This is a genomic window from Maribacter sp. PR1 (assembly GCF_028464145.1).
Classification (GTDB): Bacteria; Bacteroidota; Bacteroidia; order Flavobacteriales; family Flavobacteriaceae; genus Maribacter.
In genome coordinates this window covers 216,405-237,227 of sequence record NZ_JAQPCG010000002.1, presented here as the reverse complement: position 1 = coordinate 237,227, position 20,823 = coordinate 216,405, and the positions used below count along the sequence as shown (strand labels likewise).

Annotated in this window: 23 protein-coding genes; 14 read left to right on the top strand and 9 right to left on the bottom strand. The window is 39.0% G+C overall.

Annotated features, from left to right (window positions below):
• Window positions 1-43: 43 nt before the first annotated feature.
• Window positions 44-841, bottom strand: coding sequence for a universal stress protein (locus PP182_RS04700; protein WP_272650181.1), 798 nt, complete (start codon window positions 839-841; stop codon window positions 44-46).
• A 51-nt stretch (window positions 842-892) separates the two neighbouring features.
• On the opposite strand from PP182_RS04700, the gene PP182_RS04695 reads away from it, so the two are divergent.
• The 3 genes from PP182_RS04695 to PP182_RS04685 are packed head-to-tail and all read left to right on the top strand — an operon-like array spanning window position 893 to window position 3,524.
• Window positions 893-1,393 carry a GNAT family N-acetyltransferase gene (locus PP182_RS04695; RefSeq protein ID WP_272650180.1) on the top strand — a complete coding sequence of 167 codons (501 nt, stop codon included), beginning with the start codon at window positions 893-895 and terminating at the stop codon, window positions 1,391-1,393.
• A gap of 7 nt (window positions 1,394-1,400) precedes the next feature.
• A complete protein-coding gene (locus PP182_RS04690; RefSeq protein ID WP_272650179.1) occupies window positions 1,401-2,735 on the top strand; it encodes an MATE family efflux transporter in 1,335 nt (444 codons plus the stop codon).
• Window positions 2,736-2,756: 21 nt separating this feature from the next.
• Window positions 2,757-3,524: an enoyl-CoA hydratase/isomerase family protein gene (locus tag PP182_RS04685; RefSeq protein ID WP_272650178.1), complete on the top strand. Its 768-nt coding sequence runs from the start codon at window positions 2,757-2,759 to the stop codon at window positions 3,522-3,524.
• A 162-nt stretch (window positions 3,525-3,686) separates the two neighbouring features.
• On the opposite strand, the gene PP182_RS04680 is transcribed toward PP182_RS04685, so the two are convergent.
• Complete coding sequence (locus tag PP182_RS04680) at window positions 3,687-4,331, bottom strand: 2OG-Fe(II) oxygenase (RefSeq protein WP_272650177.1); 645 nt, start codon at window positions 4,329-4,331, stop codon at window positions 3,687-3,689.
• Window positions 4,332-4,418: 87 nt separating this feature from the next.
• Between PP182_RS04680 and PP182_RS04675 the strand changes: the two genes are divergently transcribed.
• The 3 genes from PP182_RS04675 to PP182_RS04665 all read left to right on the top strand — a co-directional run bounded on the left by PP182_RS04675 (window position 4,419) and on the right by PP182_RS04665 (window position 6,114).
• A complete protein-coding gene (locus PP182_RS04675) occupies window positions 4,419-4,868 on the top strand; it encodes a 6-pyruvoyl trahydropterin synthase family protein (protein WP_272650176.1) in 450 nt (149 codons plus the stop codon).
• 28 nt (window positions 4,869-4,896) lie between these two features.
• Window positions 4,897-5,658 (top strand): UDP-2,3-diacylglucosamine diphosphatase, encoded by a 762-nt coding sequence (locus tag PP182_RS04670; protein WP_272650175.1) that lies wholly within the window; start codon window positions 4,897-4,899, stop codon window positions 5,656-5,658.
• A gap of 66 nt (window positions 5,659-5,724) precedes the next feature.
• Window positions 5,725-6,114 carry a hypothetical protein gene (locus PP182_RS04665; protein WP_272650174.1) on the top strand — a complete coding sequence of 130 codons (390 nt, stop codon included), beginning with the start codon at window positions 5,725-5,727 and terminating at the stop codon, window positions 6,112-6,114.
• A 21-nt stretch (window positions 6,115-6,135) separates the two neighbouring features.
• Here the strand turns inward: PP182_RS04665 and PP182_RS04660 are convergent, their stop codons facing one another.
• The 4 genes from PP182_RS04660 to PP182_RS04645 are packed head-to-tail and all read right to left on the bottom strand — an operon-like array spanning window position 6,136 to window position 9,928.
• Window positions 6,136-7,404, bottom strand: a complete 1,269-nt coding sequence (locus PP182_RS04660) for an MFS transporter (RefSeq protein ID WP_272650173.1) — start codon at window positions 7,402-7,404, stop codon at window positions 6,136-6,138.
• Between the two features lie 3 nt (window positions 7,405-7,407).
• On the bottom strand, window positions 7,408-7,803 hold the full coding sequence (locus tag PP182_RS04655) for a VOC family protein (protein WP_272650172.1): 396 nt from the start codon (window positions 7,801-7,803) through the stop codon (window positions 7,408-7,410).
• On the bottom strand, window positions 7,800-9,488 hold the full coding sequence (gene recJ, locus PP182_RS04650) for a single-stranded-DNA-specific exonuclease RecJ (protein WP_272650171.1): 1,689 nt from the start codon (window positions 9,486-9,488) through the stop codon (window positions 7,800-7,802). The genes PP182_RS04655 and recJ overlap by 4 nt, the downstream gene beginning before the upstream one ends.
• An 11-nt stretch (window positions 9,489-9,499) precedes the next feature.
• A complete protein-coding gene (locus PP182_RS04645) occupies window positions 9,500-9,928 on the bottom strand; it encodes an OsmC family protein (RefSeq protein WP_272650170.1) in 429 nt (142 codons plus the stop codon).
• A 59-nt stretch (window positions 9,929-9,987) separates the two neighbouring features.
• Between PP182_RS04645 and PP182_RS04640 the strand changes: the two genes are divergently transcribed.
• Window positions 9,988-10,590 (top strand): carboxymuconolactone decarboxylase family protein, encoded by a 603-nt coding sequence (locus PP182_RS04640; RefSeq protein WP_272650169.1) that lies wholly within the window; start codon window positions 9,988-9,990, stop codon window positions 10,588-10,590.
• A 15-nt stretch (window positions 10,591-10,605) separates the two neighbouring features.
• Here the strand turns inward: PP182_RS04640 and PP182_RS04635 are convergent, their stop codons facing one another.
• Genes PP182_RS04635 through PP182_RS04625 form a run of 3 tightly spaced genes read right to left on the bottom strand, consistent with a single transcriptional unit; the run spans window position 10,606 to window position 13,208 of the window.
• Complete coding sequence (locus PP182_RS04635; protein WP_272650168.1) at window positions 10,606-11,739, bottom strand: DUF819 family protein; 1,134 nt, start codon at window positions 11,737-11,739, stop codon at window positions 10,606-10,608.
• A gap of 55 nt (window positions 11,740-11,794) precedes the next feature.
• The gene (gene rsmI, locus PP182_RS04630; RefSeq protein ID WP_272650167.1) at window positions 11,795-12,466 is read right to left on the bottom strand and encodes a 16S rRNA (cytidine(1402)-2'-O)-methyltransferase; all 672 of its coding nucleotides are present in this window, start codon (window positions 12,464-12,466) and stop codon (window positions 11,795-11,797) included.
• A gap of 58 nt (window positions 12,467-12,524) precedes the next feature.
• Complete coding sequence (locus PP182_RS04625) at window positions 12,525-13,208, bottom strand: hypothetical protein (protein ID WP_272650166.1); 684 nt, start codon at window positions 13,206-13,208, stop codon at window positions 12,525-12,527.
• Window positions 13,209-13,315: 107 nt separating this feature from the next.
• Between PP182_RS04625 and PP182_RS04620 the strand changes: the two genes are divergently transcribed.
• The 7 genes from PP182_RS04620 to arfB all read left to right on the top strand — a co-directional run bounded on the left by PP182_RS04620 (window position 13,316) and on the right by arfB (window position 20,803).
• A complete protein-coding gene (locus PP182_RS04620; protein WP_272650165.1) occupies window positions 13,316-13,960 on the top strand; it encodes a thymidine kinase in 645 nt (214 codons plus the stop codon).
• Window positions 13,953-15,059 (top strand): alanine racemase, encoded by a 1,107-nt coding sequence (alr, locus tag PP182_RS04615; protein WP_272650164.1) that lies wholly within the window; start codon window positions 13,953-13,955, stop codon window positions 15,057-15,059. The genes PP182_RS04620 and alr overlap by 8 nt, the downstream gene beginning before the upstream one ends.
• An 81-nt stretch (window positions 15,060-15,140) precedes the next feature.
• Entirely contained in the window at window positions 15,141-15,548 is a 408-nt protein-coding gene (gene mscL / locus PP182_RS04610) for a large conductance mechanosensitive channel protein MscL (RefSeq protein WP_272650163.1), read from the top strand.
• A 323-nt stretch (window positions 15,549-15,871) separates the two neighbouring features.
• On the top strand, window positions 15,872-16,861 hold the full coding sequence (locus PP182_RS04605) for an aspartate-semialdehyde dehydrogenase (protein WP_272650162.1): 990 nt from the start codon (window positions 15,872-15,874) through the stop codon (window positions 16,859-16,861).
• A gap of 92 nt (window positions 16,862-16,953) precedes the next feature.
• Window positions 16,954-19,110 carry a prolyl oligopeptidase family serine peptidase gene (locus PP182_RS04600; RefSeq protein ID WP_272650161.1) on the top strand — a complete coding sequence of 719 codons (2,157 nt, stop codon included), beginning with the start codon at window positions 16,954-16,956 and terminating at the stop codon, window positions 19,108-19,110.
• An 83-nt stretch (window positions 19,111-19,193) separates the two neighbouring features.
• Window positions 19,194-20,183: an ABC transporter ATP-binding protein gene (locus PP182_RS04595; RefSeq protein ID WP_272650160.1), complete on the top strand. Its 990-nt coding sequence runs from the start codon at window positions 19,194-19,196 to the stop codon at window positions 20,181-20,183.
• A gap of 218 nt (window positions 20,184-20,401) precedes the next feature.
• Window positions 20,402-20,803, top strand: coding sequence for an alternative ribosome rescue aminoacyl-tRNA hydrolase ArfB (gene arfB, locus PP182_RS04590; RefSeq protein ID WP_272650159.1), 402 nt, complete (start codon window positions 20,402-20,404; stop codon window positions 20,801-20,803).
• Window positions 20,804-20,823 lie beyond the last annotated feature (20 nt).

The following is a 20,823-nucleotide window of genomic DNA, read 5'->3' as shown; positions in this document are numbered from 1 at the left end:
CCCGTCAAAGAAAATACTTTTTTAGAAGGTATCAAAATACAACTTAATCTTTCTTCGTACTCAAAATCAATACTGGAATGCGAACAGAAAACTCAGATTTTAAAATGGTACTTTTCTCCCAAAGTTTCTTAAAAAATCCCCTTTTTCTTCTGAATACACACAGTAAATCTGGGTGTTTGGATTGGAAATGCTCCAATACACCCAAATAGGTAGAAGCATTTTCAGTAATTGTGAGCTGGGAGCTAATATCCATGAGTGCTGTATTTATCTTCAAATCATCATCGGAATACCCCGGTGTTTTCACCAATAGTAAATTTACATTCGACCGATGCTTTCCGGATATTGTAATCAATGGATTCAAAATTCTTTTTCGCTTCAATATGCCTGATTTAAAGGCAACCAAGACATTGTCAAACACTTTATAAGGGGTGCCCTTAGGAACTACCAAAGTAGGAATATTAGTTTGCTTCACAATTTTTCCGGAGGTATAACCTAGGTATACTTCCTCTTGAATGTCATTACTTCGTGGAGCAAGTATAATCAAATCGATACCTAATTCCTTATCTATTTCCTTAAGGCCATCTACCAACTCCCCATTATAGGAAGCTATTTTTATATCAATCTGTTTGGCATCTATTTGAGCGATGACTCCTTTTAAACGTTCCTTACCGCTTTCCGCAACTATCTCAGATACATTTGCTAAAGTTCCTGCTTTTGAAGTAACGTTAAATACTTCCATTACATAGACCGCAGCTCCAAAATCGGTTGCAAAGTCCACAGCATATTGTAAGGTTTCGCTGGCATCAGGTGACGTGCCTATGGGAACAAGAATATTCTTCATGGTTGTTTTATTGTTTATTCCTCTAAATTTACAATTTTAATAAATCGTTTTATGATTCAGCCTGCAAAGATATCTGAAATTCCTGATATTCTTATAATGACAGAGGCCTGTAGGGTTCATATGGAGTCTAAGAACATTTTTCAATGGACAACGGAATATCCATCAAAAGCCCAATTTTTGGAGGATGTTGATAGAAATGAGTTATATGTCCTGAAAAAGAGCGATAAAATTATAGGCTGTATAGTTATCTCTACCTTAATGGATGAAGAGTATGAAAATGTAAACTGGTTAACTCCAAACACCAAAAATCTATACGTACATAGGCTTGCCGTGAACCCTGATCTGCAGGGTAAAGGATATGCCCAAAAGTTGATGGATTATGCAGAAAAATTTGCCATAGCGAATGAATTTATCTCCGTAAGGTTGGACACATTTAGTCAAAACAAACGAAATCAGAAATTTTACGAAGCGAGAGGATATAAAAAGCTGGAAGATATTTATTTTCCTAAACAAAGTACATATCCTTTTCATTGCTATGAACTTGTAGTTTAAAATTATTTTGAAAACGAGCGTTACCTTAAAAAAAATAAACAGCCTGGCCATACCAGCAACAATTGCCGGCATAGCGGAACCTTTACTTTCCATTACGGATACGGCCATTGTAGGGAACATTCCCGTGGACGGACTCGAATCTCTCGCAGCTGCAGGTATCGTGGGGTCATTCTTGTCCATGCTTATTTGGGTTTTGGGCCAAACCAGAAGTGCTATATCAGCCATTATTTCACAATATTTAGGCGCAGGGAGGTTAGAAGAAGTTAAAACCTTACCCGCACAGGCCATTTTCTTGAACATTGCCTTAAGTGTTCTCATTTTATTGTCTACCGTTTTTATAATTCGTGAGATATTCGAGCTTTTAAATGCTTCAGGAAAAATTTTGGAGTATTGTATCAGCTATTATTCCATTCGGGTTTGGGGGTTTCCATTAACGCTCTTTGTTTTTGCGGTCATGGGTATATTCAGGGGGTTACAAAACACCTATTGGCCAATGCTGATTGCCATTACAGGGGCAGTGCTCAATGTACTATTGGATTTTTTACTCGTTTATGGCATAGAAGGTTTCTTGGAGCCATTATATTTAGATGGAGCGGCATGGGCAAGTTTAATTTCCCAGTCCGTAATGGCCGTAATGGCATTATGGCTTTTATGGAAAAAGACCGAAATAAGTTTGAGGTTAACCTTTCCGATACATCCTGAGTTAGGTCGATTGGTGGTTATGAGTTTAAATCTCTTCGTAAGGGCATTGGCACTGAATACTGCACTAATATTAGCGGTTAGGGAAGCGACCGCTTTGGGAGATAAATTTATAGGGGCTCATACCATCGCTATAAACCTTTGGCTTTTTTCAGCCTTTTTTATAGATGGATATGGTGCTGCAGGCAATATTATGGGAGGCCGGCTCTTAGGTGAAAAAAATTATGATGGTCTATGGCTTTTAGCCAAAAAAATAGTGAAGTATGGCTTATATGTAAGTTTGGTCCTCATGGGAATTTCCTTCCTCTTTTACAGACCAATAGGAAACCTTTTCTCGAATGAGGAGCTGGTCTTAACTACCTTTTATAGTGTGTTCTATATTATAATCTTGGGGCTACCCTTAAACACTATTGCTTTTGTATTGGATGGTGTTTTTAAAGGATTAGGAGAAATGAAATACTTGAGGAATACCCTTCTAATAGCGACTTTTTTAGGTTTTGTGCCCGTTTTGTTTTTAGGGAAATGGTTAGACTGGGGTTTACTGGGCATTTGGATAGCATTTACCATTTGGATGCTTATCCGGGGAGGAGCTTTGGTTTTTAAATTCAGAAGAAAGTTTCGGCCCCTTTTACAAAACCACTAATTTTGATAGAAATGATATACTATGGGGACCGATAGAGAGAACGGAAGTTTATATACGAGCATCAACGGCAAGGTAGCTACCATTGAGTTTGGCCATCGGGCAAGTAATTCCTTTGTTGCCGTTTTACTGGAAAGACTCGCAAAGGAATTTAACGAACTATCCGAAAATGAAGACGTCCATGTAATTCTGCTGAAGTCCGAAGGGGATAAGACATTTTGTGCAGGAGCTTCTTTTAATGAATTAATGGCTGTATCGAACTTAGAAGAGGGAAAGGAGTTTTTCAGTGGTTTTGCGTATGTTATCAACGCCATGCGAACCTGTAAAAAAGTGATTGTGGGAAGAATTCAAGGAAAAACCGTAGGTGGTGGTGTAGGTTTAGCTGCAGCATGCGATTACGTTTATGCCCACGAAAATGCATCCATAAAACTTTCTGAGTTAAGTATTGGCATAGCTCCCTTAGTCATAGCCCCTGCCGTGGAACGTAAGATAGGTGTTGGTGCACTTTCCGAGTTGTCCTTGGCTCCCACCGAATGGAAAAACGCCTATTGGGCCCAAGAGAAAGGCCTCTTTGGCAAAGTGTTCGATTCAATTTCTGAATTGGACAAGGAACTCGATTTTTTTGTTCATCAATTGGCTTCCTATAACCCAGAGGGTTTAACCGAGTGGAAAAAAGTACTTTGGAAAAATACGGAACATTGGGAACAATTGTTGGTAGAACGTGCCGCAATTACCGGGACTTTGGTGCTTTCGGACTTCACCAGAAATGCTCTTTCGAAATTTAAAAAGTAGGCAATAAGACCTAGTCACATTCGTTGTATTGATAAATTGATTTAAATGGATATTCTACAGTTTTTAAACGGAGACCTTGTCTTTCCACTGCTCGCCTTATTTGTAGTGGTTATTTATTTCGTTAATAGAGTACGAACCAGACGCAAGTTTAGGCGTTAGAAACTATCTTGTCTTTAACCAACCGGTAATACTTAACCGCTCCCTCTTTGCGGGTTTTACCTCATGTTCTATTTTCTGACTCTCAAAAATCACCGCTCTTGCTGGCAACGGGAAAACTGTTTTTTCAAATTCCAGCCCCTTTTCATCTTTCAGGTAAAGAACTAACTCTCCCCCATGTTCAGGCAACCAGTCATTTTCATTTAGATAGCAGACTACCGAAAGTCTGCGACAGTCATCATTTTGAAAAGTATCTAAATGTCTTTTATAAAACTTACCTTCAGGATACACCGCGTAATGAAATTCCTTTTTCAGTATTCCCAAAAAACAGGTTTTATTCAGATAGTTGGATAGGTCATTAATTCTCGAAAAAAAAGATTCTTGGGTTTTATTTACCGATTTCTCGTCCATCCAAAGAATAAAATCTCCCCTAACCTCCGTCTTAATCACCTCGTTTATTCTATTTCCGATTGCTGCTTTCTTAAAAAGGTCATCTTCATACTTAAACAATAGGTCAGACCGTAATCCATCAATTGTTGAAATAGGGAAAAAATCATCCAAAATACTATACCCATCCCTCAAGATATCGGCAATAAGTTTTTCAAATAAAGGGTTCTCTGCAAACTCTAATTGTTCTGCCAGTCCGGACATTTGATTTCAGTTAAAAAGCCGACAAATGTAGTTCTTAAAGTGGTCGGTTTTACAAATTGAATACCTTTGCACTATCAATAGCATATAATGGGAAATATTAGGATTACCAAACAGTTCAATTTTGAGACAGGTCATGCACTATATGGTTATGATGGCAAGTGCAGAAATGTACATGGACATAGCTATAAACTTTCGGTAACGGTTATAGGTAGACCAATTTCGGATACATCCCATGTAAAATTGGGTATGGTCATAGATTTTGGTGACCTAAAAAAAATAGTTAAGGAAGAAATAGTGGATAAGTTTGATCATGCCACAGTATTCAATAAAAACACGCCCCATGTAGATTTGGCAAAGGAGTTAACGAATCGGGGGCATAACGTTATCCTAGCCGATTATCAACCCACCAGTGAAAACATGGTCATAGATTTTGCAAAAAAAATCAAGTCCAGACTTCCAAAGAACATTCAATTGTTTTCCTTAAAATTACAGGAAACGGACACCTCCTTTGCGGAGTGGTACGCAAGTGACAATTAAGAATGAACATTTCATATCTTTACTGTCAATGACCACTATAGCACTTCCTAAAGGCAAAAAAGTCTACTTCGCCAGCGATAATCATTTGGGAGCTCCAAATTCAGAAGCAAGTTTTCCGAGGGAAAAAAAATTCGTAGCCTGGCTAGATGAAATAAAGACCGATGCAGGCGCTCTATTTTTGTTGGGTGATTTGTTCGATTTTTGGTTCGAATACCGAACCGTAGTTCCCAAAGGTTTTATTAGAACCCTTGGAAAATTGGCAGAATTATCCGATACCGGAATCCCAATTTACTATTTTGTAGGTAACCATGATTTGTGGATGGACGGGTATTTTGAAGAAGAACTGAATATTCCTGTTTTTCACAAACCCCAACAATTTTTAATCAATGAAGTTTCATTTTTTGTAGGTCATGGTGACGGCCTTGGTCCTCATGACAAAGGATACAAGCGTATGAAAAGGGTTTTTACAAATCCTGTTGCAAAATGGTTCTTTAGGTGGCTGCACCCAGACTTAGGTGTAAAGGTGGCACAATACTTCTCGGTAAAGAATAAATTGATTTCCGGCGATGATGACGCCAAATTTTTAGGGGAGGAAAATGAATGGTTGGTGCAATACGCCAAGCGTAAATTAGAGACGGAACATTATGACCATTTTATTTTTGGCCATAGGCATTTACCATTAGAAATAAGCCTATCGGAAAATTCTAAATATACCAATACAGGCGATTGGATAAACTATTTCACCTATGCCGTTTTCGAAGGACAAAATTTAAAATTAGAAAAATATTGATGTTTATTCCCTTTAAAATTGCGCAACCTTTTGCTATAAATTCATCTTTATGTTTAATAATAAAAGATGAGAACAAGATTATTTTTTAGTGTATTCATTTCTATCTTTTCAGTCTTTCTCATTAATTGTTCTAGTAATGACGAGGTAGTTCCAAACAAAAGGAACTCTATTTCTGGAACTTGGAGTCTTACCAGTTATGGCGGAGGTTTTACGGGCCAATTTTCACATTATAATAAAGGTGTTATTACTTGGGATTTTGACACAATCAACAATCAAGTACACATTAAAAGAAAGCGAGAATATTTTGGGCCCAGTTCTGGCACCTACCCATTTGAACTAAGACATAATGGGGATAATCAAATTTTGTATTTAAACGATTCCGTTCAAGGGATGATTCATCTTAATGAATATGAAATGATTTTTGATAATGTTTTAATTGCAACCTTTATAAGATAAAGACGACTTTTTATACAGGTATTATTCCTTTTCATGATCCTCGATGTCCTTTGTAAGGTCCAATTTTCTAAAAGTAGGGGATGCAAAGGCGGTAATTCCAACTGTTATCAAAGTCATACCGCCTCCAAAAATTACCGCGGTCACAGTTCCCATCAGCTTTGCGGTAACGCCACTTTCAAAAGCCCCAAGTTCATTGGAAGATCCCACAAACATAGAATTCACGGACGCCACTCTTCCCCGCATATGATCTGGAGTCTTTAACTGAAGAATGGTCTGGCGTATAATCATGGAAATTCCGTCAACCGCCCCGCTAACAAACAAAGCGATTACTGAAAGCCAAAAATAGGTGGACATGCCAAAAACAATAATGCATATCCCAAATCCGAAGACGGCCCACAATAACTTTTTACCAGCATTCTTATGTAATGGAAATCTTGTAGACCCCAACATAGTAATTGAAGCACCTACAGCGGGCGCCGCCCTAAGTATTCCAAACCCTTCCGAACCAACATGCAAAATATCCTGGGCAAAAACCGGAAGTAAGGCCACTGCACCACCAAAGAGTACCGCAATCATATCCAAAGTCAATGCACCCAATATTGCCTTGGTATTAAACACAAATTTGAGTCCCTCAAGTAGACTTTGAAAAACAGGTTCCCCTATTTTTGGGTTCATTATTGGTTTTCTGGGTATTTGAAAAAGTGCTATCAATGCTAGAATAGAAAATCCAAAGATGACGCACATAGACCAATGAACGCCGATAAAACTAATAGAAAAACCAGCTAATGCCGGTCCTAAAACAGATGCCAATTGCCATGTAGAGCTACTCCATGTTGCGGCATTAGGGTATATTTTCTTGGGGACTATAAGTGCTATCAACGAAAAAATGGTAGGTCCTAAAAAGGCCCTTACCAACCCACCTAAAAAAACAAGGCCATAAATACCGTACAGAATAGTATGAGTCTCCAAAGTCTCTTCCAAGGAGGGCCAACTGAGAACGAATAAACCAAAACTAATCACGGAAAAGCCAAATATACATTTGACCAATAAATTCCTTTTTTCCTTTTGATCAACAATATGCCCAGCAAACAGGGCCATTCCTACCGCGGGAATTACTTCCATTAATCCTATGATACCTAAGGATAACGGGTCTTTGGTTAAAGAATATACCTGCCATTCTATTACTATAAATTGCATGGACCATGCAAAAACCATGGCAAAACGGACCAGTAAGAAAATATTGAATTCCTTAAATCGTAAGGCTGCGTACGAATCAATGTTTTTGCTCATACACTAAACGGTAATTTCTATTTTGTTTCCTTCGGGGTCCACTACCAAACTTTCGTAATATCCATCCCCCGTAGTTCTTGGTTCCCCCAGTACCCGTATTCCTTTTAGCTTTAGTTGCGCTGTCAGGTTATTCACTTTTTCCATGGAACCAACAGATATTGCAAAATGTATTAGTCCCAAAGATTCATCTGCAGGGTCTTGCTTCCACTTTTTTTTCGATATGTCAGGTCGATGCATTATTTCCAACCTTGGACCACCCTTAAAACTTAAAAAAAAGGAAGAAAATCCCTTTTTCTCATTAATATATTTGGCCCCCGAAGTTGCTCCGAAATATTCCTCATAAAAATTTCGCATACGTTCCAAGTTACTTACCCAAATGGCCAAATGTTCTATCCTCATTGAATATCGCGAAGTTTAAGTTGTAGACTAATATTTCCTTGCCATTCATTTTCATCGATGGAAAATACCGCATTGAAAGGTTTTCTACTCGTAACCTTTGAAAGTTTATCCCCCAAATTAAAGCCTATACCTTCAATTTTATGACTACCCTGTTGCGTTACAGCTAACTTTAAATGTGCCCCTTCCTGACCTACCGTTCGGGCATATCCTGTATCCACCAATTGCTCTGCCATAAATACGGGTGACATATTCCCGGGGCCAAAAGGTGCAAACTGATTTATGATCCGTAATAACTTTGGGGTAATATCCTTTAGCTCCATAATCGCATCCACAATAATTTCCGGAGTCAATAACATAGGGTCTATGGTTTCCTTGACTACTTTTTCAAACTGTCCTTTAAAAGTATCGTACTGTTCCTCCAGCAATGTGAGTCCAGCGGCATACTTATGACCCCCAAATTGCTCTATACAATCGGAACAAAGCTCTAAGGCGTTATATACATCGAAGCCCTTTACGGAACGTGCGGATGCCGCCAATTTATCCCCACTTTTTGTAAAGACCAAGGTAGGTCTATAATACGTTTCAGTTAACCGTGAAGCTACTATGCCAATAACGCCTTTATGCCAATCCTCCTGAAATACTACGGAAGTAAAGCGGTTTTCCTCCTTGTTTTGCCGAATTTGTATAAGGGCCTCTTCCGTTATTTCCTGGTCCAACCCTCTTCTATCCGTATTAAATTTTTCTATTTCTGCAGCAAATTTCGTGGCAACCGATAAATCTGTTTCCATAAGCAGGTTTACCGCATATTGACCATGTTCCATCCTTCCTGCCGCATTGATTCTAGGAGCGATAATAAAAACGACATCGGTAATGGTAAGTGTTGACTTCTTTACCTGTTGTATTATCGCCTTAAAACCGGCCCTTGGATTTTGATTTATAACCTGAAGCCCGTAAAATGCCAATATTCGATTCTCTCCAGTAATCGGAACGATATCCGCACCAATTGCCGTAGCCACTAAATCAAGGTAATGCAGCAAATCCTCAATTCCTTGACCACGTCGGGAACCAAGTGCCTGAATCAATTTAAATCCTACACCACATCCACATAACTCATCATACGGATAGTCACAATCCTCCCTTTTAGCATCCAAAACGGCCACGGCAGCGGGCAATGTTTTATCCGGTCTATGGTGGTCACAAATAATAAAATCAATTCCCTTTTCCTTGGCGTAGTCTACTTTGTCCACAGCCTTTACACCGCAATCCAAAGCAATAATCAATGAGAATCCATTGTCTTCCGCAAAATCGATTCCCTTGTAGGATACGCCGTATCCTTCCGAATAGCGATCCGGAATATAGGTGGCTACATTGGGGTAATATGATAACAAATATGAAGAGAGAAGTGCCACTGCAGTGGTACCGTCCACATCATAATCTCCAAAGACTAGAATATTTTCATTTGTAGCCATGGCCTTTTCTATTCGGGCCACCGCTAAATCCATATCTTTCATTAAAAAAGGATCGTGCAAATCCTTTAACTGAGGACGAAAGAAGTTTTTTGCCTCTTCATAGGTTTTAATACCGCGCTGAAGCAGTAAATGTGCAACCAACTCGTCCACATTCAATTCATTGGCCAAAAATTCAATATCGGCTTGCTTAGGTTTGGGTTTAATGGTCCAGCGCATATACTGAAGTCCTATATCTTGTGAAAAATAGTTTTTATATCAAGTTCTGCGAACCTCCTGAACATTTCCATAACCCCACAATATTTTTCAACGGAAAGATCTACAGCCCGTTGTAACTTTTTCTCCTCTAGATTGGAGCCATGAAAATGATATTCGATTAAAACTTTGTCATAATATTTTGGGTGTTCGTCCGTAAGGTTGGCAATAGTCTCTATATGAAATTCTGCAACTTCCAGTTTCATTTTTTTAATAAGTCCGGCTATATCAAGACCGGAACAACCTGCAAGACCGGACAACATTAAGGCTTTAGGTCTGTATCCGCTCCCGTCACCCCCATCTTCTTTTGCGATATCTATTTTTAGATTATGACCAGAAGGGTTGTTACTTTCAAAGGCCATGTTCCCCAACCATTTGGTTGATATATGATTTGTTGTACCCATAATTTTTTGTTTCTTGTAGATTACAAAAATACCATAATTATACTCTAAAAGCGCATCCTATGGCACTGGTAACACCCCTTGACCCCAATCACGACCCTGAAACAAAAAAATTGGCTGAATTCTTTAATGAAACTTTAGGTTTTTGCCCTAACTCCGTATTGACCATGCAGCATAGGCCAGCTATTTCGAAAGCATTCATAAACCTTAATAAGGCGGTTATGGCCAACGAGGGTAGGGTTACTTCTGCTTTGAAACGTATGATAGCCTGGGTAAGTAGTAACGCCACAGGTTGCAGGTATTGCCAGGCACATGCTATTAGGGCGGCTGAACGTTATGGTGCGGAACAGGAAAAATTGGACAATATTTGGGAGTATCGCACTCATTCCGCTTTTTCAGATGCGGAACGGGCTGCATTGGACTTTTCATTACAGGCCTCCCAAGTTCCCAACGCTGTAGATGCCGAAATAAAAGAACGACTTTACAAATATTGGGACGAAGGCGAAATTGTGGAAATGTTGGGCGTGATTTCCCTATTTGGCTATCTCAACCGTTGGAACGACTCTATGGGCACCACAATTGAAGGTGGAGCCGTGGAAAGTGCCGACCAATACCTAAGTAAAAATGGTTGGGAGAAGGGCAAGCATGATGGGTCTAGGTATTAGTGTTGAATAATAAACCTATTGAAGTATCACTAAATTTTTTAAAAGCCAAATCGTCAACATGCCCCAAAAAGTTCCGGTGGCCATACTTAATATTGCCAATACTATGGCATGGGGCATCCACTTTAAATTGTAGGCTGCGGTTACTGCGGGAGCCGTTGCGATACCGCCGACGTTAGCCATACTGGCAATAGGCACCCAGGCCATGTTCACGTTCAACAGCTTAGCCACCAGGACCATAAAAATAAAATGACCAACAAGCCAAATACTTAAAAAACCAAGAAAGGGTATGTTAAACCCTAAAGTTGCTATCTGTAATTTGAGTCCTAAAACAGCCATTACCACGATAATCAAAATACTACCGGCCTTCAAGGCAAAGCCAGAATTCCATTTGGGAATAAAGTTGCTAAAGGCAAGCCCAGCAAATGACAGTAAAACCACCTTCAACACAAAACTTTCTATTAAATAATTACTCAATAGTACAATTCCAAAAAGAGTAAAGGAGGTAAGCCAAGGGTTCCATCCACGTTTATTTTCAATACGAATATCTTCAGGCAGTGCCACATCAGTAACCTTAAACCACCGATTAAGGGTATTGGTTCTTTTTATACTTTGAAACATGAGTATGGTCCAAATATTTACCAATATATTATCCATGACCAAAACCATAAGAAAAATATTTTCAGGACATTCCACCAATTCCTTTAGTACGAGCTGACTTGTACTCCCTCCGATCCAGCTGCCCACTATGGGCGGTATGCCCATCCAATAACTTTCGGTCAACAAAGTTTTTGAAATAACTTCAGTATCTGAAAAAAGCATCATAAGAACTACCGGAAAAACAGCGATGAAAAAGGAGCCCGCCAGAAAAACCAGTATCGGCTTATAACCAATAGACTTCAACTGACCTAGGGATAAACTGCTCATAACCGCAATTATGGCCAAGGGAATAAAGTAATCCCTACTAAAATTATGGATTTCGGCCTGGGAATAGTCTACGTTGAAAACATACGAAATAATGGCGGGTATAATATAAGCGAGCAAAATGGCAGGAACCCAATCGAACAAGGATTTTATATGCCTATTTTCCCATCGGTCCAAAAAATAGACTGCAATTACTGTAAACCCAGAAATGAACCATGGCGTTAACATGGGATCAATTTAGGTTATTTTTAGTGCTGGCAAATGATTTATTTGGTTGAAAAAATTATTCCTTTCCACCTACAACAATAACAATTTCGCCTTTGGGTGGTTTTTCCGTGTAATGCTTTAATACGTCTTTTGCAGTGCCTCGAACAGTTTCCTCATATAGCTTGGTTAACTCTCTAGAGACTGAAACAGGTCTGTCCGCTCCAAAATATTCCACGAAATTGGCGAGTGTTTTTATTAGCTTATGTGGAGATTCATAAAAAATCATCGTTCTAGGTTCCTCGGCCAAAAGGGTCAATCGCGTTTGTCTTCCCTTTTTAACCGGTAAAAAACCTTCAAATACAAACTTATCATTGGGTAAACCGCTATTTACCAATGCGGGTACAAAAGCGGTTGCACCTGGAAGACATTCCACTTCAACACCTGCCTCCACACAGGCTCTGGTCAACAAAAATCCTGGGTCGGAAATTGCAGGTGTGCCTGCATCGGAAATTAAGGCAATGGAGTCACCACCTTTTAATCTATTAACAATACCGGTTACGGTTTTGTGTTCATTATGCATATGATGACTTTGCATAGATGTCGTGACCGATAAATGTTGAAGAAGCTTGCCGCTTGTCCTTGTATCCTCAGCTAAAATCAAATCAACCTCTTTTAAAATGCGAATGGCCCTTAAGGTTATATCTTCCAAATTTCCAATAGGTGTTGGCACCAAATACAATTTTCCCATCCTTAGAAACTAAAAACCCAACATCTGGTGTTGGGTTCGTTTGATTTTAAAATATCTTTTACGAAAATCTACGTTCTATAAACTCCATAAAACGCAACTCATATTCTTCTTTTCCATCCCAATTGTTGTAATCTGGCTTTACCATGTTTTTAATGAAGGAAACAGAACGTTCGTGACTATCAATAGTGCTTAGTTGTGACAATACCCGATTATAATCCTCGGTACTCCCATTAAACAAATGCTTTATAAAACCCAACCTATTGTTGAGATCTACCTTGAGCTCTTTGGTCACCAAACGATCATTTAAGGATTTTGGAATCTCTTCCTTTTTTGAACCTGAAGGAGGCATAAACAAATCCTTATCGTTTTTCATGAGGTCCGGTTTGGACATAAATTCTGTTAAAACCTCCTCAAGATTATCGGAATTGGGCATTTCGGAGACCATATCCTTTATCGTATCCATTCCTGGAATCATGATATCCTCTTCATGTGGGTTGTTTTCTGGAACAGATGTATTGCCTCGCATAACTGCATTAGCCATTTTCTCGAACTTTTCGGCAATTACGTTTTTGGAAACATCCACCTGAATGTCGTTCAATTCCTCCTCTATAAATTTTAATACTGCGATTTTTTCGTAAAGCTTCTTGGCAGCTTCATACAAGTCCGTAATATCATTAATCTCTCTTGAGGTAATGATATCCGTCGACATTTTAATCAAATCCGCCTTTAGTTTTTCCTTCATAACTACAAATTAGTTTATTCCACGCTAATTCCGCACCTTTTTTTAATAACTTTAAGATTCTATGAATAAGAACGGAAAAACCTCTTATTTTCGTCTAAAAATACAAAATGTTTCTCGAAAATACCGTTAACCACAAGGAACAATTCGGCTGGATAGAAGTCATTGCCGGCTCCATGTTTTCAGGTAAAACAGAGGAATTAATACGCAGATTAAAGAGGGCCCAGTTCGCTAAACTTAAGGTAGAGATTTTCAAGCCCATGGTAGACACCCGTTATGATGATGATATGGTAATTTCCCATGATGCCAATGAGATACGCTCTACACCCGTTCCGGCAGCGGCAAATATTCGTATTTTGGCAGACACCTGTGATGTCATAGGAATAGATGAGGCCCAATTCTTTGATGATGAAATTGTAACAGTTTGCAATGATTTGGCAAATAAAGGCGTCAGGGTCATTGTAGCTGGGCTGGACATGGATTTTAAAGGAAATCCTTTTGGCCCCATGCCTGCACTTATGGCCACTGCAGAATATGTTACCAAAGTCCATGCTATTTGTACACGCACCGGTAATTTGGCTAATTATAGCTTTAGAAAATCCAACAATGACAATTTGGTCATGCTCGGGGAAACCAACGAATATGAACCTCTAAGCCGTGGGGCGTTTTACAAAGCCATGTTAAAAGAAAAGGTAAGGCACATGGATGTTGATTCCGAAGAAATAAAAGACCCTAACAAAAATTCCGATGCCTAAGGCCAAAGAAACCGTTCTAGAAATCGACTTAAAATCACTAGAACACAATTATCGCTTTTTACGATCTAAACTAAAGGCTGAAACCAAATTTTTATCCGTGGTAAAGGCTTTTGCTTATGGAAGTGATTCTGAAATCGTTGCCTTAAAGCTTCAGGAATTGGGGACGGACTATTTTGCCGTTGCCTATGCAAAAGAAGGGGTTACATTACGAAAAGCGGGTATTACAAAACCCATATTAGTACTCCATCCGCAAGCGGTAAATTTTGAAGCGCTCATAGAACATTGCTTGGAACCCAGTATCTATTCCTTCGGAATTTTAGATCAGTTCTTGGCTACTGTTCAAGAAAAGGAATTAGATCATTATCCTATACACATTAAGTTTAATTCTGGACTTAACAGATTAGGTTTTGGGGAAAAGGACTTGCAGAAACTAGTGTCAAGAGTACAAGATAACAAGTCCATATCGGTAGTTTCCGTATTTTCCCATTTGGCCGCAACCGAAGATAAAAACGAAGAAGAATTCACCCGAAATCAAATTACCCTTTTTGAACAATTAAGTTCGGTATTCTGCGCCAGCTTAAATATACAGCCAATAAGACATATATTGAACACTTCCGGTATTCTAAATTATGGGGATGCCCAATATGACATGGTTCGTAGCGGTATTGGCTTATACGGATATGGCAATGACCCAAAAATAGATGTTCAATTAAAACCTATTGCGACCTTAAAAACAATTATATCACAACTACACCAAATAGACCCTAGTGAAAGTGTAGGGTATAATAGAGCCTACTTTTCCAAAACCAACCGAACTACGGCCACCTTACCTATTGGTCATGCGGATGGAATAGGAAGGCAATACGGAAAAGAAAAGACGCATGTTCTCGTAAAGGACAAGTTGGCACCAATTATTGGAAACGTTTGTATGGATATGATTATGATAGACGTAACCGATATTGATTGTAAAGAAGGTGACGAAGTCATTATTTTTGGCCCCCAATTATCCGCGCACCAAGTAGCAAAAACAGCTGACACCATATCCTATGAGTTGATTACAGGAATATCTCAGCGTGTAAAAAGAGTATACATCCCATAGAAACCTCTCATTAACATATTATTAAGAAGGCATTTTTTTCTTACATTGCAGGCTTATTAACCATTTTAAAAACACTAAATCATGCTTAAGGAATTTAAGAACTTTATTATGACCGGAAATGTCATCGACTTGGCAGTTGCGGTAATTCTGGCTGGAGCCGTTGGGCTTGTAGTCAATGGATTTGTATCGGATATTATGATGCCCATTGTAGGTCACTTTGCAGGAGGATTGGATTTCGCCGATATGAAAATTGTATTGGACGAAGCTGTTGTTGGTACCGATGGAGAAGTTATCAAACCTGAGAATGCAATTATGTACGGAAAATGGGTCAACGCCATAATCAATTTGATTACCGTTGGTTTTGTACTATTCATAATCGTTAAGGCCTATAACAAAACTAAAAAGAAGGAGGAACCTGCTCCAGAAAAACCAAAAGGACCAACTACGGAGGAACTTCTTATGGAAATTAGGGATGCCTTGAAAAAATAAACATCCTCTGAAAGGGTGAACCGCTGCACTGCAGTCTAATTTTAAAACCGCTAATCTTGTTTCGCTAACAGATTGGCGGTCTTTTTTTATAAGATAATTACTATTTGGGATGAATTTGCATGCAATCATTTACCTATACGGCATTTCAAATATAATAGCATAGTAATGCAGCTATCGTTAAGGGTCAATAGCAACAAACAATTTGGAATATCCAATTGTTAAATTTAAAACTTTTTGTTATATTTTAATTATTTAATCTTTTTTCTCTTGCCCACCTCTTAGTATTACCTATTTTTGTGCCCTTATCAAAACATGATATACATATGAAAGTAGCTGTAGTTGGAGCCACGGGGATGGTAGGTGAGGTGATGTTGAAAGTCTTGGCAGAACGCAATTTCCCCATAAGCGAACTCTTATTGGTGGCTTCGGAGCGATCTATAGGGAAGAAGCTTTCCTATAAGGACAATGAATACGCTATTATAGGTCTTGCAGATGCCGTAGCGGCTAAACCGGACATCGCCATATTTTCAGCAGGTGGAGATACCTCCTTGGAATGGGCTCCAAAATTTGCAGCGGCAGGTACCACTGTAGTGGACAATTCTTCGGCCTGGCGTATGGACCCTGATAAAAAGCTGGTCGTACCGGAAATCAATGCCGATACCCTTACTGTAGACGACAAAATAATTGCAAATCCAAACTGCTCTACCATTCAATTGGTTATGGCTCTTGCCCCGCTTCACAAAAAATATCAAATGAAAAGGGTGATTATTTCAACCTACCAATCCGTTTCTGGGACTGGAGTAAAGGCAGTTCAACAATTGGAAAATGAAATAGCGGGAGTTTCTGGTGAAATGGCTTATCCATATCCCATAGGACGAAATGCCTTACCACATTGTGATGTTTTCTTGGAAAATGGGTACACCAAAGAGGAAATGAAATTGGCCCGTGAACCTCAAAAAATATTGGATGACCGTTCGTTTTCGATAAGTGCTACTGCAGTACGTATCCCAACGGCCGGCGGACATTCCGAATCGGTAAATGTTGAATTTAATAATGATTTCGATTTGAAGGAAGTCCGAAAAATTTTAAACGATACCCCTGGGGTTACCGTTCAGGACAACCCGGATACCAATACCTATCCCATGCCAATTTATGCGCACGATAAGGACGAGGTTTTTGTGGGTAGAATCAGAAGGGACGAAACACAACGGAACACTTTAAATATGTGGATTGTTGCAGATAACCTAAGAAAAGGTGCAGCCACTAATGCCGTACAGATCGCTGAATATTTGGTAGCGAAAGGTCTGGTATAATCGTAAACTCCAAATAATGTTAAAACCTTCAAAACAGCTATGTTTTGGAGGTTTTTTTATGGTATTTTTAACCTGACTAATTCAAAAACACCATGAGAAAATTCCTGTTCTTTTCGCTCATTGCCATACTTTTGGCATCCTGTAAGAAAGAAACAAAAAAAGAGCTTATCACTGTGAACTATCCGGAGACAACCAAAGTTGATACCATAGATAATTATTTTGGAACCGAAGTTAAAGACCCCTATCGGTGGCTGGAAGATGACCGAAGCCCGGAAACCGAGGCATGGGTAAAAAAACAAAATGAAACCACGTTCGGTTATTTGGAAAACATACCCTATAGGAACGATATCAAAAATCGGTTGGAAAAACTATGGAATTACGAAAAAATTAGCGCTCCCTTCAAAGAAGGTGATTATACTTATTTCTATAAAAATAATGGCTTACAAAATCAATATGTGGTCTACCGGACCCAAGGGGATGAAGAGGCCGAAGTATTCTTGGATCCCAATACGTTTTCCGAGGATGGCACAACTTCTTTGGCCGGATTACGGTTCACCAAGGATGGTTCTCTAGCAGCTTATTTAATATCAGAAGGGGGTAGTGATTGGCGCAAAGCAATAGTAATGGATACGGAAACGCGTGAAATTGTTGAAGACACGTTGGTCGATATAAAGTTTAGTAGTATTTCTTGGAAAGGAAATGATGGTTTTTACTATTCCAGTTATGACAAACCTGAGGGAAGTGAACTTTCGGCAAAGACCGATCAACACAAAGTATTCTATCACAAACTGGGAACACCTCAAACTGAGGACCAATTAATCTATGGGGGGAAACCCATTGAAAAGCATAGGTATATAGGTGCAAGTGTTACAGAAGATGAAAAGTACTTGGTTATTTCTGCATCTGTATCCACTTCTGGAAACAAACTTTTTATACAAGACTTGAAAGATCCAAATGGACTCTTGATCCCAATAGTCGATGATACAGATTCGGACAACTACATTATTGAAAACGTCGACTCCAAGTTATACATTGTAACCAATAGAAATGCGCCCAATCAGAAAATCGTTACCGTAGATGCCAAAAATCCTTCTCCGAAAAACTGGGAAGATTTTATTCCTGAAACCGAAAACGTACTAAGCCCCAATACCGGCGGAGGTTACTTTTTTGCTGAGTATATGGTAGATGCTATTTCCAAAGTCTTTCAATATGACTATGATGGTAATTTGGTCCGTGAGGTACAACTGCCCGGATTAGGCAGTGCCAGTGGGTTTGGCGGCAAAAAAGAAGAAAAGGAGTTTTATTTTTCCTTTACCAATTATAATACCCCGGGATCATCCTATAAATACAATGTGGAAACTGGTGAGTATGCTCAATATTGGAAACCAAATATCGATTTTAACCCTGATGAATACGAATCCAAACAGGTTTTTTACACTTCCAAGGATGGTACCAAAATCCCGATGATCATTACCCATAAAAAAGGTGTTGAGCTCAATGGTGAAAACCCGACTATTTTATACGGGTATGGTGGATTTAATGTAAGCCTTACTCCTTCATTTAGTATTGTCAATGCTGTTTGGATGGAGCAAGGTGGTATTTACGCTGTTCCAAATCTTAGGGGTGGTGGCGAATATGGTAAAAAATGGCATAATGCCGGTATAAAGACCAAAAAGCAAAATGTTTTCGATGATTTTATCGCAGCTGCGGAATATTTAATCCAAAACAAGTATACGTCTAAGGAATACTTGGCAATTCGGGGAGGGTCTAATGGGGGTCTGTTGGTAGGGGCTACAATGACCCAGCGACCGGATTTAATGCAAGTGGCTTTACCTGCGGTGGGTGTCATGGACATGCTAAGGTATCATACCTTTACGGCAGGTGCCGGATGGGCCTATGACTATGGGACCTCAGAGGAAAGTGAGGAGATGTTCAATTATCTAAAGGGCTATTCTCCCGTTCATAATGTAAAGGAGGGTACGTCCTACCCGGCAACCTTGGTAACCACGGGAGATCATGATGACCGTGTTGTTCCTGCCCATAGCTTTAAGTTTGCCGCAGAGCTACAGGAAAAACAAGCAGGTGAGCATCCTACCCTTATTAGAATTGAAACTAATGCAGGTCATGGTGCGGGTACGCCGGTAAGCAAAACCATAGAACAGTATGCGGATATTTTTGGATTTACGCTATATAATATGGGATACGAAGAATTGCCAAATCAGTCTATACTCAAGGAATTCAAAGATTAACGGATTCTCAAATCAATAAAAGGTTAAAAAATCCGTTCTTCTTAAGAGCGGATTTTTTGTATTTTAAGACAAGAACACCAAGTATGCTACGAATTGAAAATGTTTCCTTTACCTATGATAAGGACGCTATTCTTGAGGATATTAATTTAAGGATTCAGCGGAGGGAGCATGTTGCCATCATTGGGGAAAGTGGTTGTGGCAAGAGCACTTTGCTCAAGATTATTTACGGATTGATGGATTTAGAACAAGGTGGAATTTTCTGGGAGGATGAAGCTGTCCTTGGACCAGCTTTCAACCTTGTACCTGGAGCCTCTTTTATGAAATATCTTTCTCAAGATTTTGACCTGATGCCCTTCATAACCGTATCAGAGAATATTAGCCAATATCTTTCTGTCTTTTACCCAAAAGAATTAGAGGAGCGTACCCATGAGCTACTGGAAATGATAGAAATGACGGAGTTCGCCGACAAGAAAGTGAAGAATCTAAGTGGCGGTCAGCAGCAAAGGGTCGCCTTGGCCAGAGTGTTGGCACAAAAACCTGAAGTTCTATTATTGGATGAACCTTTTAGCCATATTGACAACTTTCTAAAGAATAGCTTAAGAAGAAATATTTTTAAGTATTTAAAAGAAAACGGAATTACATGTGTTGTGGCAACACATGATTATGAAGATGTACTTCCCTTTACGGACAGAGTATTTGTATTAAAAGATAAAAAGGTAATGGCCAAAGGTAAGCCCATGGACCTTTACAAAAATCCAAAAAGTCTTTATGTAGCATCACTATTTGGCGAAGCAAATAGTATTTCCATTGATGTGCTAAAATCATATGCCAACACCAAGCGGAAAATAATTGTTTATGCCCATGAATTCAGGATTTCTGAAACCTCTGGGATTCCTACCGTCGTGAAAACCTGTTATGCGATGGGCCCTTTCTATCTCGTGTTGGGAGAAACTGAGGACGAAGCAAAATTATTCTTTCATTCACCTGTAAAATTAGAACCTGAAAAAAAAGTCTACCTAAACGTTTCCCTTGAAACCATCAATCAAAGATTACAAACAACTGCTTCCGATTAACATTACCTCATTGGTGATTTTCTCAAATTTGATAATTAATTTAAAAACAGTAAACTAAAATCAATTTTCTTGCGTTAACCGATAAATTTAAATCGTTTTAACCATGAAAAGAATACATCTATTTTTGACATTGATTGTTTTTGCATTGCTAATTGCACCTATGTTCATAAAGTAAGAGGTCCCTATAGGTTTGTTTACCTTTGTATCCAAAAGATAATTTGGACAAGGAAATTGTATTAAAGGAACTTCAATTCAAGGCTATTAGAAGTAGTGGCCCCGGTGGACAACACGCCAATAAGGTTTCGTCCAAGGTAGCGTTGACTTTCGATTTGAACCATTCGGATGGACTTTCAAATACCGAAAAAGTCCGAATCTTGAGGAAGCTCCATTCCAAACTAACCCAAGAAGGAAACTTACTTCTGCAATGCGACGAATCTAGAAGTCAACACAAAAACAAGGAATTGGTCATTAAAAGATTTTTTCATCTTTTGGAATCTGCTTTAGTTGTTCGAAAAAAAAGAAAGCGCACCAAACCTTCGAAATCTTCCATAGAAAGAAGGTTAAAATCTAAAAAATTAAAGTCCCAGAAAAAAGCCAACCGTAACAAACCTGAGTTTTAGAAGTACTTTGTCTTCCATAC